We start from the raw sequence: 13,107 nt of genomic DNA, 5'->3' as shown, positions 1-13,107 counted from the left end.
CGTTGCTTTCCGTCCTGCGATGATGTCTCTGGCGCGGTCGGGCGCGCGGCCGGCTTCCTGTGTAGCCGCTGAGGCGGAGAACGCAACGCGACCCGCATGCCCTTAAAACGGCCCAAGTTGCGGGTCCTTGAGAGAGGCTCGACCGTGTGGGGGGCGCACCGCACGCAAGGGGAGATCCGCCGGGAGGGGGCCCGGTGGATGTCCGATCGCGAGACCCGATGACGCAGATCGAGCGCTACATCTTCCGCATCGCGCTCTCGGCTTTCCTGGCATGCCTGATCGGCCTCACGGGGACGATCTGGGTGACCCAGGCCTTGCGCGAGCTCGACCTGATCACGGCCAAGGGCCAGACGCTCCTCATCTTCCTGTTCGTCACGGGCCTGTCGCTGCCAACCCTGATCGTGGTGATCGCCCCGATGGCCCTGTTCATCGCGGTGATCTACGCGCTGAACAAGCTCAACGGCGATTCCGAGCTGATTGTGATGTCGGCGGCCGGCATGACGCCGCGCAGCATCCTGCGCCCCTTCCTGACCCTGGCGCTGGCGATCAGCGTGCTGGTGGCCTTCCTGACCATCCAGGTGATGCCGTCGAGCTTCCAGGAACTGCGCGACGTGGTCACCCGCGTGCGCGGCGACTTCATCGCGAACGTCGTCAAGGAGGGCCAGTTCACCGCGCTCGACAACGGCATCACCTTCCACTTCCGCGAGCGCGGCCAGGGCGGGATGCTGCTCGGCCTGTTCATCCAGGACCGGCGCGAGGCCGGCAAGACCAAGGTCTACCTGGCCGAGCGCGGCCAGGCCATCGACGTCGACGGCCAGAGCTACCTCGCCCTCGAGAAGGGCAGCGTGCACCAGCAGCAGAAGGATTCGCGCGACTCCTCGATCCTCACCTTCGAGCGCTACACCATCGACCTCGCGGCCTTCGCGCCGCCCGATGCGGACGTGATCTACAAGCCGCGCGAGCGCTCGACGATGCAGCTGCTCTTCCCAGACCGGAGCGAGGGCTACTACCAGTTGCAGAAGGGCCGCTTCCGGGCGGAGCTGCACGACAGGCTCTCCTCCTGGCTCTACCCCCTGGCGCTGGCCTTCATCGCCTTCGCGGCGCTCGGCGACCCGCGCACCACCCGCCAGGGCCGGGGCCTCGCGGTGGCGGGGGCGGTCGTCGCCGTGGTGGTCCTGCGCATCGCCGGCTTCGCGGCGAGCAGCGCGGCGGCGCGCAGCCAGGGGGCGGTGATCGCCGTCTACGCGGTGCCGCTCCTCGCCATCGCCCTCTCGGCGCTGATCATCCTCCACGGGCCGGCCGTGCGGGCCTTCGGCGCGCGCCTGCGCCGGGCCCTCGCCGGCGGCCGGCGCGCGCCCCGCCTCGCGGCGAGCTGAGGCGGCGTGCCCATGCTCATCGGCTTCACCCTCGGCCGCTACTTCGCCCTGCGCTTCGTCCGCACGGTGCTGGGCGTCTTCCTCACCGTCTTCGCCCTCGTCTACACCCTGGATTTCGTCGAGCTGCTGCGGCGCGCGGGCGACGCCGAGGGCGCCTCGCCGGGACTGATGGCGCAGCTCTCCCTCTACCGGACGCCGGCGGTGGCGGAGGGGGTGCTGCCCTTCGCGGTGCTGTTCGGCTCGATGGCGGCCCTGCTGCAGCTCTCGCGCAAGCTGGAACTGGTGGTGGCGCGGGCGGCCGGTATCTCGGCCTGGCAGTTCCTGCAGCCCGGCATCTTCGTGGCGCTGGCGCTCGGGGCCTTCACGGTGGGCATCTACAACCCGCTCTCGGCGGTGCTGAAGCAGCGCTCCACCGAAATCGAGGCGAAGATCTTCGCCCGCTCCACCAAGGCGAGTTCCGGCAAGGACCTGTGGATCCGCCAGAGGAGCCTCGACGGGCAGGCCATCATCCGGGCCGAGACGGCGATCGAGGGAACCACGACGCTGGCCGGCGTCTCGGTCTTCACCTTCGACGAGGCGGGCAGCTTCGTCTCCCAGATCGAGGCCGCGCGGGCAAGCCTGCACGACGGCTACTGGGAGCTGAGCGAGGCGCGCCTGCTCGCCCCCGGCGTGCCGCCCGAGAGCTACGGCACCTTCCTGATCGCCTCGACGCTGGAGCCCGGGCAGGTGCGCCAGCGCTTCACCCCCCCGGAATCTGTGCCTTTCTGGCAACTTCCCGAGACCATCGCGCGGAGCGAGCGGGCCGGGTTGGATGCCACCCGCTACCGACTCCAGTATGATGTGCTCTGGGCCAGGCCGGTCCTCTTCGTCGCCATGGTCCTGGTGGCGGCAACCGTTTCCTTACGGTTCTTCCGCTTTGGTGGCGTGGGCAAACTCGTGCTCGGAGGGGTGGCGGCGGGGTTTGCCCTCTACGTCGCCCGTCAGGTCATGGAAGGCTTGGGAGCTTCGGGGATCGTCGCGCCGCCGGTGGCGGCGTGGTTCCCGGCCGTGGTAGGGAGTCTTCTCGGTACGCTCACGCTTCTGTACCAGGAAGACGGCTGAGGCTGCGACCCGGACGGGAGACGAAGGGATGACCGTGGCTGGAGTTGGGACGCGCGTTGCGTAAGGTCGCCGACATCGCGAATCTGGCCGCCGTTCTGGCGCTGCTGACGGCCGCCGTGCCCCTGGCGCTGCCCGCGCCGGCGGCCGCGCAGGCGTCGTCCAAGGCCTCGGGAAGCCCGCTGCCGAAGGCGGCCGCCGGCAAGCCCGGCGACAAGCTCCTCGTCGAGGCGGACGAGCTGATCTACGACAACGACAAGAACACGGTCACGGCGCGCGGCAATGCCGAGCTGCATTACGGCCCGCGCACCCTCCAGGCCGACCGCGTCCGCTACGACCGGACCACGAGCCGCGTCTTCGCCGAGGGCAATGTCCGCCTCACCGACCAGGACGGCGCCGTCGTCACCGGCGAGCGGATGGAGCTGACGGACGATTTCAAGACCGGCTTCATCGATTCGCTGCGCATCCAGCAGACCGTCGAGAAGAAGGGCGAGGTGGTCCGGACCCGGTTCTCGGCGCCCCGCGCCGAGCGGATCGACGGCGACCAGACGAGCTTCGAATACGGCACCTACACGGCCTGCGAACCCTGTAAGGACCACCCGGAGAAGCCACCCCTGTGGCAGGTGCGCGCCGCCAAGATCATCCACAACAACGAGACCCACACGATCTCGTTCGAGGAATCGACCCTCGAGCTCGCCGGGATCCCGGTGGCCTACCTGCCCTATTTCGAGGCCGCCGACCCGACGGTGAAGCGCAAGAGCGGCTTCCTGACGCCGCGCTTCATCTCCTCGACGGCGCTCGGCACCGGCGCCTCGGTGCCGTACTTCTTCAACCTCGCGCCGAACTACGACCTCACCCTGTCGCCGGCCTTCGTCAGCCGCCAGGGCGTGCTCGGGCAGGCCGAGTTCCGCCACCGGCTCGAGACCGGCTTCTACAACCTGCGGCTCAGCGGCATCTTCCAGACGACGCCGAGCGCCTTCCTGCCAGGCCCCCTCGGCGCGGGCGACCGCGACTTCCGCGGCTCGATCGAGAGCCGGGGCCGCTTCTACATCAACGACCGCTGGCGCACGGGCTGGGACGTCGTCGGCGTCACCGACAAGTGGTTCCTCGACAATTACCGGATCCGCAACCAGAACATCACCACGGACTACTTCCGCGAGGCGGTCTCCACCGCCTACCTGATCGGCCAGGGCGACCGCTCATGGTTCGAGGCGCGGGGCTACTACTTCAAGGGCCTGTCGAGCTTCGACTGGCAGAAGGAGCAGCCCGTCGTCGCGCCGGTGATCGACTACGACAAGCGCATCAACGGCCCCGGCTTCCTCGGCGGCGAGGTCCGGTTCGAGGGCAACATCACCAGCCTGACCCGCGAGGCGACGGATTTCCAGGGCCTGCCGCGCACCGGCAGCTACCTGTTCAGCCCGAGCTTCAACGGCGTCAGCTACCCGCTCTACGAGACCTGCACGACCTTCAACCGCGCCTCCTGCCTGATCCGGGGCCTCGCCGGCACGGATACCCGCGCCTCGGCGCAGGTCTCCTGGCGCCGCAGCTTCATCGATCCCCTCGGGCAGGTGATCACGCCCTTCGCCTACCTGCGCACGGACGCGTTCTTCGTGAATCCGAGCCTGTCGGGCTACCAGAACGCGCTGGCGCCCACGATCGCCAATATCGGCGAGGGCTCGTCGGGCCGGGTGATGCCGGCGGTCGGCATCGACTACCGCTACCCCTTCGTCAGCGAGTTCGGGCCCCTCGGCGTCCACACCCTGGAGCCGATCGCCCAGATCATCGCGCGCCCGAGCGAGACCCGGATCGGCCGGCTGCCGAACGAGGACGCCCAGAGCCTCGTCTTCGACGACACCTCCCTGTTCGAGTGGGACAAGTTCTCGGGCTACGACCGGGTCGAGGGCGGCGTGCGCACCAATCTCGGCGGCCAGTACTCCGTCGTCACCCCGGCCGGCTGGTACGCGAACGTGATGTTCGGCGAGTCGATCCAGCTCGCGGGCGTCAATTCCTTCCGCCGCGGCGACCTCGCCAATGTGGGCTTCGATTCGGGGCTGGAGACCCGCCGCTCCGACTTCGTCGGGCGCTTCCAGCTCTCGCCGAACCAGAACATCAGCCTGATCAGCCGCGCCCGGTTCGACCACAACGACTTCAACGTCAACCGCTTCGAGACCGGCATCACGGCGCGCTTCGCGCCGTTCCTGCCCCTCTCGGTCTCGGCCTTCTACTCCTATTACGAGGCCCAGCCCCTGCTCGGCTTCAGTCATCGCCGCGAGGGCATCACCGCGTCGGCGACCTACAACATCACGCCGAACTGGTTCATCACCGGCTCGGCCCTCGTCGACCTGACCCACTACCTCGACACCCGCGACGTCTACGCGGACGCCCTCAGTTCCTACCTCGCCAACCCGGTCGGGGTCGCGCCGATCTACCAGAACCCGGGCCGCTTCTACCTCTCGGGGATGAGCTTCGGCGGCGGCTACCAGGACGAGTGCACCACGGTCTCGCTGAACTACATCGTCTCGCCGATCGCCACCGCCATCGGCGTGCGCGAGCGCAACCAGACGGTGCTGCTGCGGGTCGAGCTGAAGACCCTCGGCGAGGCGGACCTGCGCCAGAACGTCGGCACCGCCACCACGGCCGACGGCATCGCCTCGGTCCGCTGAGCGGCGGATCGCGGCCCCGTGTCCCGGTCCCTGGCCGGCGCGCCGCGCCGGCCGGACGATCAGGATGCCCGCGTCAGCTTCTCGCGCAGCGGTGCCGGCAGGGCGGCGAGCCATGCCTCCTCGCCGCCCGGCTGCGGCAGGATGTTCCCGAATTCCGCGACGCCCTCGGCCGGGATGTCCGAGACGTAGACCCAGACGCTCTCCTCGGAGACGCCGAGGATCTCGCCCGTCTCCCGCATGATCCGCTTGAGGATGCGCGCCTTCTGCTCCCGGGTGCGCCCGGCGCGGATATCGGCCCGGACCCAGATGTGATCGGCCGGGGCCGCCTCGCCGCCGATGAAGATTGACCCGGGCTCGACCTTGTAGAAGATCACCTGCACGAAGTAGCGAGGGGCCGCCGCCTCCACCTGATGGATGGACGTCACGCTCTCCACGAGCTTCGCGCGTTCCTCGGGCGTCACGTCCCTGGCGGTCGAGAATGCGTAGGTCGGCATTGCCCCTCCCCTTGTCCTGGTCCAAGGCGATCCACCGATGCCCGCCCACCAGCCTAGCGGACCTCCGCGGCGGGCACCACGCGCCGGATCTCATCCACGCAAAGGCCCGGATGCCGAGTTCCCCGATCAGAGCCCGCCGATCCGGCGCCCGCCCTCCCCTTCGTTTGCCCGCGGGTAAGCCATGACACCCCTCGCCCTCACCCTCGGAGACCCGGCCGGCATCGGGCCCGAGCTCGCGCTCGCCGCCTGGGCCCGGCGCACGGCCCAACCGGGACACCCGGCCCTGCCGCCCTTCTTCCTCGTGGCCGATCCCGACTTCGTCGAGCGCACCGCGAGCCGCCTCGGCCTGCACGTCCCCGTGGCCGAGATCGACCCCGAGACCGCCGCCGAGGTGTTTTCCCGGGCCCTGCCGGTCGTGGCCCTGCCGAGCGGCACGGCCATCGCGGCGGAGCCCGGCGCGCCCGACCCGGCCAATGCCGGCGCGACGCTCGAATCGATCACCGCGGCGGTGGGCTTCGTGCAGGCGGGGAGGGCCTCGGCCGTCGTCACCAACCCAATCGCCAAATACGTCCTGACGCAGGTCGGCTTCGCCTATCCGGGCCACACCGAGTTCCTGGCCGCCCTCGCGGTGCCCCCCGGCGCGCCGGCGCCGCTGCCCGTGATGATGATCTGGAGCGAGGATCTGGCGGTGGTGCCGGTGACGATCCACGTGCCCCTGCGCCGGGTGCCGGAGCTGCTGACGCAGGACCTCGTCGAGCGCACCGCCCGCATCGTCGCCCAGGACCTGAGGGCGCGCTTCGGCCTGGCCCAGCCGCGCCTCGTCCTTTCCGGCCTCAACCCACATGCGGGCGAGGCCGGCACCATGGGCACCGAGGACCGCGACGTGCTGGCCCCCGCCGTCGAGCGCCTGCGCGCGGCGGGGATCGACATCCGGGGGCCGCTGCCGGCCGACACCCTGTTCCACCCCCGGGCGCGGGCGACCTACGACGTGGCGCTGGCGCCGACCCACGATCAGGCCCTGATCCCGATCAAGACGATCGCGTTCGACGACGGCGTCAACGTCACCCTCGGGCTGCCCTTCATCCGTACCTCGCCGGACCACGGCACCGCCTTCGACATCGCCGGTCAGGGCATCGCGCGGCCGGACAGCCTGATCGCCGCCCTGCGCCTCGCCGACCGGCTCGCCCGGAACGCGTCGCCGGACCGCCCCGAGACCGCCGAGATCATCCCGTTCAACGATTACGCGGGCCGGGCGCGGGCCGCCTCCGCCCCGCCCTCGCATTTCGACCCGACCGACGAGCTATGAACACCAGCGACGGTCTGCCGCCGCTCCGCGAGGTCGTGCAGCGGCACGGCCTGGAGCCCAGGAAGGCGCTCGGGCAGAACTTCCTCTACGACCTCAACCTGACCGGGCGGATCGCCCGCAGCGCCGGGCCCCTCGCGAGCGTGACCGTGGTGGAGGTCGGGCCGGGCCCCGGCGGCCTGACCCGGGCGCTGCTCGCGGAGGGCGCGGGCCGGGTGATCGCCATCGAGCGCGACCCGCGCGCCCTGCCGGCCCTGGCCGAGATCGCCGACCATTATCCCGGCCGCCTGACCGTCGTGGATGCCGACGCGCTGGTCTTCGATCCGCGCCCGCTCCTCGGCGAGGGGCCGGCCCGCATCGTCGCGAACCTGCCCTACAATGTCGGCACCGCCCTCCTCACCGGCTGGCTCGCGGGCGAGACCTGGCCGCCCTGGTGGGATTCGGCGACCCTGATGTTCCAGCGCGAGGTGGCGGAACGCATCGTGGCCGACGAGGGCGCCCGGGCGGATTACGGGCGCCTCGGCGTCCTCTGCGGCTGGCGCAGCCAGGCCGACATCCTGTTCGACGTCGCGCCCTCCGCCTTCGTGCCGCCCCCGAAGGTGACCTCGAGCGTGGTGCGCCTCGTGCCCCGCGCCGCGCCCCTGCCCTGCCGGGCCGGTGCCCTCGAGGCGGTCACCCGGGCCGCCTTCGGCCAGCGCCGCAAGATGCTGCGCCAGAGCCTGAAGTCGCTGACGCCGGAACCGGGCGCACTCCTGTCGGCGACCGGCCTGCCCGACACCGCCCGGGCCGAGGAGATCCCGGTCGCGGGCTTCGTCGCCCTGGCCAACGCCTACGACGCGCACCGGACCGGGGCGGCCTGAGGCGGCAGGACCGGCGCCCGAGGGCATTCGCCTCTGCGACGGGCACGAAAAAGCCGGCACCGCGCGAGCGATGCCGGCCTTGCCCGTCGGGGACGGAGCGCGCCTTAGCGGGTCGTCTGCTGGATCGCCGAGAGGATCCAGGGACGGCCGGTCTGGCGGACGAAGGTCCAGAGCTCGGTGGCCTCGCCCGGCTCGGTCTCAATCACCCGGTTGGTGCTGCGGTCGAGCTTCACGTCGTTCAGCGAGTAGCGCATCGCGACGGTGGCGTACTCGGACGAGCCCTCGCCCCAGGCTTCCGACAGGTCGCCCTGCAGGAGCTTGACGTTCGAGATCCTGTTGACGACGCCGCGGGCGGCATTCGCCTGGAGCTCTTCCTCGAAGTAGCCGGCCATCTCGGGCGTGGCGAGGTTGCGCAGGCCGACCTTGTCCTCGTGGGAATAGGCGTCCTGGATCTCGCCGAGCAGACGCTCGAAGGACTGGAAGTCGTTCGGGCCGATCTGGATCTGGCGCTGCTGCACAGGGCGCTGCGCGGCCCCGCCCATCATGCCGCCGAGGCCGGAGCCGGCCGGGCCGGCACTGCCCATCGCGGCGTTGCTGCCCGCCGGGCCGTTGTCGAGCCCGGTCCGCGCGTAGGGCGCACCCGCACCCGCCGGCTGGCCCTGGCCCTGGCGGCGGCGGAACCAGCGCACCGCGAAGGTGACGATCAGGACGAGCAGGCCGACCTGCAGGATCAGGCCGAGGAAGGATGCGATGCCGCCGAGGCCGCCGAAGAAGCCGCCGCCGATCAGAGCGCCGAGAAGGCCCGCGCCGAGGAGGCCCGCCATGAAGCCGCCGCCGAAGCGACGGCCCTGGGCGGGCGCCTGCATGCCGGGATTGGACATGCCGGGGCCGGGCTGGGTCTGCGAGCGCTGGATCGGCGCGGCGGCGCCGGGGGCGGTCGGAGTCGCGGAGGGCGCGTTGAAGGTGCGCGACCCGCGCGAGCCGACGCTGCTGCCGCCGCCGCCCGGACGGGCCTCGACGACGGGCGCCGCGACCGTCAGCGCTGCGGCGAGCGCCAGGATGGTCGCCGTACGCTTGCGGCGCGTGGTGGAGGTGAGCATCGATTCGCCTCTGCGAGAGTAAATGTCGTGGCGTGATCGCCGACGATAATATGGAGACGTGCGGGCTGGAGTTTTAGTCCGCACAACCGCTAAGTTTTTTCGGATGAAACTCGCCCGTCGACCGTGGGTGGTTAAGACAGCCCGTACGCGCAGCCCGAAATCGGGATACGTGCCGGCCTCTACACCACCGCCGGGAAGATCAGGCGCACGCTGGTGCCGGCCCCGGGCTGGCTGTCGAGGGCGATGGTCCCGTTCTGGCGCTTCATCAGCCCGTGCACGATGGCGAGGCCGGCCCCGCGCCCGGCCTCGTGGCTGGTGGCGAAGGGCGCGAGGGCCCGGGCCAGCATCTCGGGGGACATGCCCGAGCCCGTGTCCCGCACCAGGATCCCCACCGCCCCGTCGCCGGGCCGCTGGATCGAGCGGTCCCCCGGCGGCACCCGGAAGGTCTCGATCGTGAGGGTGCCGCCGCTCGGCATCGCCTCGCAGGCATTGGCCACGATGTGGCCGAGCGCGAGTTCGACCTGCGTCGGGTTGCTCATCGCGGGCGGCAGGTCGGGGGCGCGTTCCACCGCCAGGGTGATGCTCGGCGGCAGGCCCGGGCGCAGGCGCTCCGCCACCTCGCCGACCAGCAGGTCGAGGGCGACGGGGCGCATGTCCGGGGCGATCCGGCGCGAGAAGGCGAGGAGCTGCCGGGTCAGGATCGTGGCCCGCTCGACCGCGTCGGTCGAGCGGGCGAGCGCGCGCTGGATGAAGGGCTCGGGCCGGTCGTCGAGGCGCCGCTTCAGCCCGTCGACGTAGCCGATCAGGATCTGCAGGAAGTTGTTGAACTCGTGCGCGACGCTGTTCGTCAGGAGGCCGAGCGCCTCGCGCTGGCGCGACAGCGCGAGCGCCCCCTCCGCCTCGCGCCGCCGGGTGACGTCGAGCACCTGGCAGAGGCTGAGATCGCTCCCGGCCACCGGCGCCGCACTGAGGCTCGCCCAGAAGCCGACACCATCCCGGGTCAGGGCCAGGAACTCGTCCGAGGCCCCGGTCGCGCCGGGCCCCTCGCGCAGGAGGTCGCGGATCTCGCGGCCGAGCACGGCCTCGGCGGCATACCCCGTGAGGGCGAGAAGGGCCGGGTTCGCATAGCGGATCGCGCCGTCGGGCGCGGCCAGGAAGGCCGGCACCGCGCAGGCTTCGAGGAGCGGCTCCCATCCGGCCGGCAGCAGTGACGCCGCGCGCTCCGTGTGGCCGTTCCCGGCGGGACTTCCATCCTGGCCGTCCGCTTCGGGCTGCGCCATGTTCGATCCCGGCTCGACGGGTCCGCTGCCCCCGACCCGCTATCGATAGCGGCTGCGGGGGGCATGGCCAAGCCGTGTCGGCGCGCCGGGTCGACGGGCCGGCCCCCGGGACGGGGACGGGCCGCGCCCGGACCGGCCGCCTATTGCCGCACCCACATCACCCGCGCCATCCAGGCGATCTCGCCGACATTGACGACGCGGTCCGCATGCTCCGGGTTGAGGGAGGACAACTCGACCGTGCGGGCGGTGCGGCGGCGCAGCTCCTTGGCCAGGACCTCGCCGGCATGCAGGCGCACCACCACCCGGTCGCCCTTGCGCACGCTCGCGGACGGCGAGACGATCAGCACGTCCCCGTCCCGGTAGAGCGGGTTCATCGAATCGCCCTGGACCTCCAGCGCGAAGGTACGCTCCTCGCCGAGGTCGGGAAACTCGATCTCCTCCCAGCCGGGGCCGCCGGTGGGCATGCCCTCGTCGGTGAAGAGGCGGCCGGAGCCCGCCTGGGTCATGCCGATCAACGGAATCATCGCGCGGGGCGGCCCCTCGCGGGGCTCGATCAGCCGCAGGAACTCGTCGAGGCTCGCGCCCGTGGCGGCGAGGACCTTCGAGACGGATTCGGTGGAGGGCCAGCGCTTGCGCCCGTCCGGCCCGATCCGCTTCGAGCGGTTGAAGCTCGTCGCGTCGAGTCCCGCGCGGCGGGCGAGGCCCGAGGCCGAGAAACCGTGCCGTTCGGCCAAGCGGTCGATCGCGGTCCAGATCTGCTCATGGGACAGCATGGGGGATTCGCGCCTGCACGGGCCGCTAAGACGCACGGCCTAGTTGTAGGAAAGTAGAACTAAAACGCCCGGAACGCAATCAGAGACCTGCGTATTTTACACGCGATTCCGTACGCTCCGGGCGCCCGCGCCTTCCCCGCGGCGGTTGCGCGGAAGCGGAGACTCGCACTATCGACGGCGCCTCCAGCCGGACGGTGCCGATGCCCCTCATCTACAAGATCTGTCCCCGCGCGCTCTGGCGCGAGGCCGAGGCCGCGGGCCGCTTCGACGGCGCGCCGGTGGACCGCGCCGACGGCTTCATCCACTTCTCGACCGCGGCGCAGGCCGCCGGGACCGCGGCCCGGCACTTCGCGGGCGCGCAGGACCTCCTCCTCGTCTCGGTTGATGCGGACGCCCTCGGGGCGGCCCTGCGCCACGAGCCCTCCCGCGGCGGCGACCTGTTCCCGCACCTCTACGGCCCCCTCCCGCTGAGCGCCGTGCGGGCGGTGGCGGAACTGCCCCTCGGGCCGGACGGGCGCCACCGGTTCCCGGCGGAGATCCCCGCATGATCGGCCGCCTCTTCCCCCTCGTCCGGCCCGTCCTGCACGGGCTCGACGCGGAATCCGCTCACAACCTGACGCTGCGGGCCCTCAGCCTGATGCCGCCGCGGCGCCCGCCCGCGGACGATCCCCGCCTCGCGGTCGATTGCCTGGGGCGGCGCTTCCCGAACCCGGTCGGCCTCGCGGCGGGCTTCGACAAGGGGGCCGAGGTGCCGGACGCGCTGCTCGGCCTCGGCTTCGGCTTCGTCGAGGTGGGCGGCGTGGTGCCCAGGCCCCAACCCGGCAACCCGAGGCCCCGGGTGTTCCGCCTCGCGCGGGACGGGGGCGTCATCAACCGCTTCGGCCTCAACAGCGAGGGGCTCGGCGTGGTCGCGCGCCGGCTCGAGGCACGGGCGCAGCGTCCCGGGATCGTCGGGGTGAATATCGGGGCGAACAAGGAGGCGGCCGACCGGCTCGCCGACTACGTCGCCTGCACCCGGGCGCTGGCCCCCCACGTCGCCTTCGTCACCGTCAACGTGTCCTCGCCGAACACCCCGGGGCTGCGCGACCTCCAGGGCGAGGCCTTCCTCGACGCGCTCCTGGCAGGCGTGATCGAGGCGCGCGATGCCGTCGACCCCGCCACCGCGATTCTCCTGAAGATCGCCCCCGACATCAGCCTCGATGCCCTCGACGCGATCTGCGCCACGGCGGAGCGGCGGGGGGTGCAGGCGCTCGTGGTGTCGAACACCACCATCGCCCGGCCCGCGAGCCTCGCCGAGACCGGCCTCGCCCGCGAGACCGGCGGCCTCTCCGGGCGCCCCCTGTTCGGCCCGGCGACGCGGCTCCTCGCCGAGACCTACCTGCGGGTGGGCGGCCGGCTCCCCCTCGTCGGGGTCGGCGGCATCGATTCCGCCGAGGCGGCCTGGACCAAGATCCGGGCGGGGGCGAGCCTGCTGCAGCTCTACTCGGCGCTGGTCTATGCGGGACCGGGACTGATCCCGGAGATCAAGGACGGCCTCCTCGCCCGGATGAGGGCCGAGGGGCTGACCGGGCTCGCGCAGGCGGTCGGCCGCGACGCGGGCGAACTCGCGCGCTCGGCCTGAGGCGCAAGCATTCGCGAAGTCCCCACGACGCTTTTCCGCAGGGTTCCTGACCGCCTGGGCCGTCACGCGCTGAGCCGCCCTCAGCCGCGCCGGCCCCGTCCCCCGGTCCCGGCCAGGACCGCGCAGGCGGCCGCGAGGCCGAGCAGCGTCCACTTCACCGGGAGCCAGCCGGCGCCCTCGGCCCGCACCGGCTCGGTGATGAAGCGCCCGGGCGCCAGCTCGACGCCGGGCTTGCCGTAGGCCCTCGCATCCGCGATCTGCGCGGCGGTGACGGCCCAGGCGACGTCGCGCCCGCGATCATAGGCCATGACCGCGAGCGCCACGGCGATCCCCGCCGCGAGCGCCGCCAGACCCCGCACCCGCATCTGCATCCGCGTTTCCCCGCTTCCCGGCGCCGGGTTAGGCCGTCGGGGCTGCGGGCTCAACCGTGCGCCCGCCCGTCACTGAGCGCATGCCCCCCATTCCGCGCGCTCGGATCGCGCCCCGGCGAAGGGCGCGGCCGCAGGGACGCCGACGCCCCCGTGCCCGATGCATGAGGG

The 13,107-nt window shown here is 71.9% G+C and carries 12 protein-coding genes; 7 read left to right on the top strand and 5 right to left on the bottom strand.

Annotation, left to right across the window (positions count from 1 at the left end; translation table 11 throughout):
* Positions 1-218 precede the first annotated feature (218 nt).
* Genes lptF through F6X51_RS20450 form a run of 3 tightly spaced genes read left to right on the top strand, consistent with a single transcriptional unit; the run spans position 219 to position 5,137 of the window.
* Positions 219-1,376: an LPS export ABC transporter permease LptF gene (gene lptF / locus F6X51_RS20460; RefSeq protein WP_150965525.1), complete on the top strand. Its 1,158-nt coding sequence runs from the start codon at positions 219-221 to the stop codon at positions 1,374-1,376.
* A 12-nt stretch (positions 1,377-1,388) separates the two neighbouring features.
* A complete protein-coding gene (gene lptG, locus F6X51_RS20455) occupies positions 1,389-2,477 on the top strand; it encodes an LPS export ABC transporter permease LptG (RefSeq protein WP_150965554.1) in 1,089 nt (362 codons plus the stop codon).
* Positions 2,478-2,533: 56 nt separating this feature from the next.
* A complete protein-coding gene (locus tag F6X51_RS20450) occupies positions 2,534-5,137 on the top strand; it encodes an LPS-assembly protein LptD (protein WP_150965524.1) in 2,604 nt (867 codons plus the stop codon).
* A 59-nt stretch (positions 5,138-5,196) separates the two neighbouring features.
* Here the strand turns inward: F6X51_RS20450 and F6X51_RS20445 are convergent, their stop codons facing one another.
* Positions 5,197-5,631, bottom strand: coding sequence for a tautomerase family protein (locus F6X51_RS20445; RefSeq protein ID WP_150965523.1), 435 nt, complete (start codon positions 5,629-5,631; stop codon positions 5,197-5,199).
* A gap of 181 nt (positions 5,632-5,812) precedes the next feature.
* Here F6X51_RS20445 and pdxA point away from each other — a divergent pair, with 181 nt between their 5' ends.
* Complete coding sequence (pdxA, locus tag F6X51_RS20440) at positions 5,813-6,937, top strand: 4-hydroxythreonine-4-phosphate dehydrogenase PdxA (RefSeq protein WP_150965522.1); 1,125 nt, start codon at positions 5,813-5,815, stop codon at positions 6,935-6,937.
* Complete coding sequence (gene rsmA, locus F6X51_RS20435) at positions 6,934-7,794, top strand: 16S rRNA (adenine(1518)-N(6)/adenine(1519)-N(6))-dimethyltransferase RsmA (protein ID WP_150965521.1); 861 nt, start codon at positions 6,934-6,936, stop codon at positions 7,792-7,794. The genes pdxA and rsmA overlap by 4 nt, the downstream gene beginning before the upstream one ends.
* A 104-nt stretch (positions 7,795-7,898) precedes the next feature.
* Here the strand turns inward: rsmA and F6X51_RS20430 are convergent, their stop codons facing one another.
* From F6X51_RS20430 to F6X51_RS20420, 3 genes are all read right to left on the bottom strand, one after another.
* Positions 7,899-8,894 (bottom strand): TIM44-like domain-containing protein, encoded by a 996-nt coding sequence (locus F6X51_RS20430; RefSeq protein WP_150965520.1) that lies wholly within the window; start codon positions 8,892-8,894, stop codon positions 7,899-7,901.
* Between the two features lie 179 nt (positions 8,895-9,073).
* Positions 9,074-10,174, bottom strand: coding sequence for a two-component system sensor histidine kinase NtrB (locus F6X51_RS20425; protein WP_150965519.1), 1,101 nt, complete (start codon positions 10,172-10,174; stop codon positions 9,074-9,076).
* Between the two features lie 140 nt (positions 10,175-10,314).
* Positions 10,315-10,947 carry a S24 family peptidase gene (locus F6X51_RS20420; RefSeq protein ID WP_150965518.1) on the bottom strand — a complete coding sequence of 211 codons (633 nt, stop codon included), beginning with the start codon at positions 10,945-10,947 and terminating at the stop codon, positions 10,315-10,317.
* Between the two features lie 200 nt (positions 10,948-11,147).
* On the opposite strand from F6X51_RS20420, the gene F6X51_RS20415 reads away from it, so the two are divergent.
* Positions 11,148-11,495: a DUF952 domain-containing protein gene (locus F6X51_RS20415; protein ID WP_150965517.1), complete on the top strand. Its 348-nt coding sequence runs from the start codon at positions 11,148-11,150 to the stop codon at positions 11,493-11,495.
* The gene (locus F6X51_RS20410; RefSeq protein WP_150965516.1) at positions 11,492-12,568 is read left to right on the top strand and encodes a quinone-dependent dihydroorotate dehydrogenase; all 1,077 of its coding nucleotides are present in this window, start codon (positions 11,492-11,494) and stop codon (positions 12,566-12,568) included. The genes F6X51_RS20415 and F6X51_RS20410 overlap by 4 nt, the downstream gene beginning before the upstream one ends.
* Positions 12,569-12,648: 80 nt before the next feature.
* Here the strand turns inward: F6X51_RS20410 and F6X51_RS20405 are convergent, their stop codons facing one another.
* Positions 12,649-12,939, bottom strand: coding sequence for a hypothetical protein (locus F6X51_RS20405; protein WP_150965515.1), 291 nt, complete (start codon positions 12,937-12,939; stop codon positions 12,649-12,651).
* Positions 12,940-13,107 lie beyond the last annotated feature (168 nt).

This window comes from Methylobacterium planeticum, from assembly GCF_008806345.1.
GTDB classification, from domain to species: Bacteria; Pseudomonadota; Alphaproteobacteria; order Rhizobiales; family Beijerinckiaceae; genus Methylobacterium; species Methylobacterium planeticum.
Note: the sequence above shows the minus strand (reverse complement) of the source record. Positions and strands in the feature narration are given on the sequence as shown.

What these genes read in the sequence shown, in the direction of transcription:
- F6X51_RS20425 (WP_150965519.1), bottom strand. Translation starts at nt 10,174, where the DNA reads ATGGCGCAGCCCGAAGCGGACGGCCAGGATGGAAGTCCCGCCGGGAAC.
- pdxA (WP_150965522.1), top strand. Translation starts at nt 5,813, where the DNA reads ATGACACCCCTCGCCCTCACCCTCGGAGACCCGGCCGGCATCGGGCCC.
- lptF (WP_150965525.1), top strand. Translation starts at nt 219, where the DNA reads ATGACGCAGATCGAGCGCTACATCTTCCGCATCGCGCTCTCGGCTTTC.
- F6X51_RS20405 (WP_150965515.1), bottom strand. Translation starts at nt 12,939, where the DNA reads ATGCAGATGCGGGTGCGGGGTCTGGCGGCGCTCGCGGCGGGGATCGCC.
- F6X51_RS20430 (WP_150965520.1), bottom strand. Translation starts at nt 8,894, where the DNA reads ATGCTCACCTCCACCACGCGCCGCAAGCGTACGGCGACCATCCTGGCG.
- F6X51_RS20445 (WP_150965523.1), bottom strand. Translation starts at nt 5,631, where the DNA reads ATGCCGACCTACGCATTCTCGACCGCCAGGGACGTGACGCCCGAGGAA.
- lptG (WP_150965554.1), top strand. Translation starts at nt 1,389, where the DNA reads ATGCTCATCGGCTTCACCCTCGGCCGCTACTTCGCCCTGCGCTTCGTC.
- F6X51_RS20420 (WP_150965518.1), bottom strand. Translation starts at nt 10,947, where the DNA reads ATGCTGTCCCATGAGCAGATCTGGACCGCGATCGACCGCTTGGCCGAA.
- rsmA (WP_150965521.1), top strand. Translation starts at nt 6,934, where the DNA reads ATGAACACCAGCGACGGTCTGCCGCCGCTCCGCGAGGTCGTGCAGCGG.
- F6X51_RS20410 (WP_150965516.1), top strand. Translation starts at nt 11,492, where the DNA reads ATGATCGGCCGCCTCTTCCCCCTCGTCCGGCCCGTCCTGCACGGGCTC.
- F6X51_RS20415 (WP_150965517.1), top strand. Translation starts at nt 11,148, where the DNA reads ATGCCCCTCATCTACAAGATCTGTCCCCGCGCGCTCTGGCGCGAGGCC.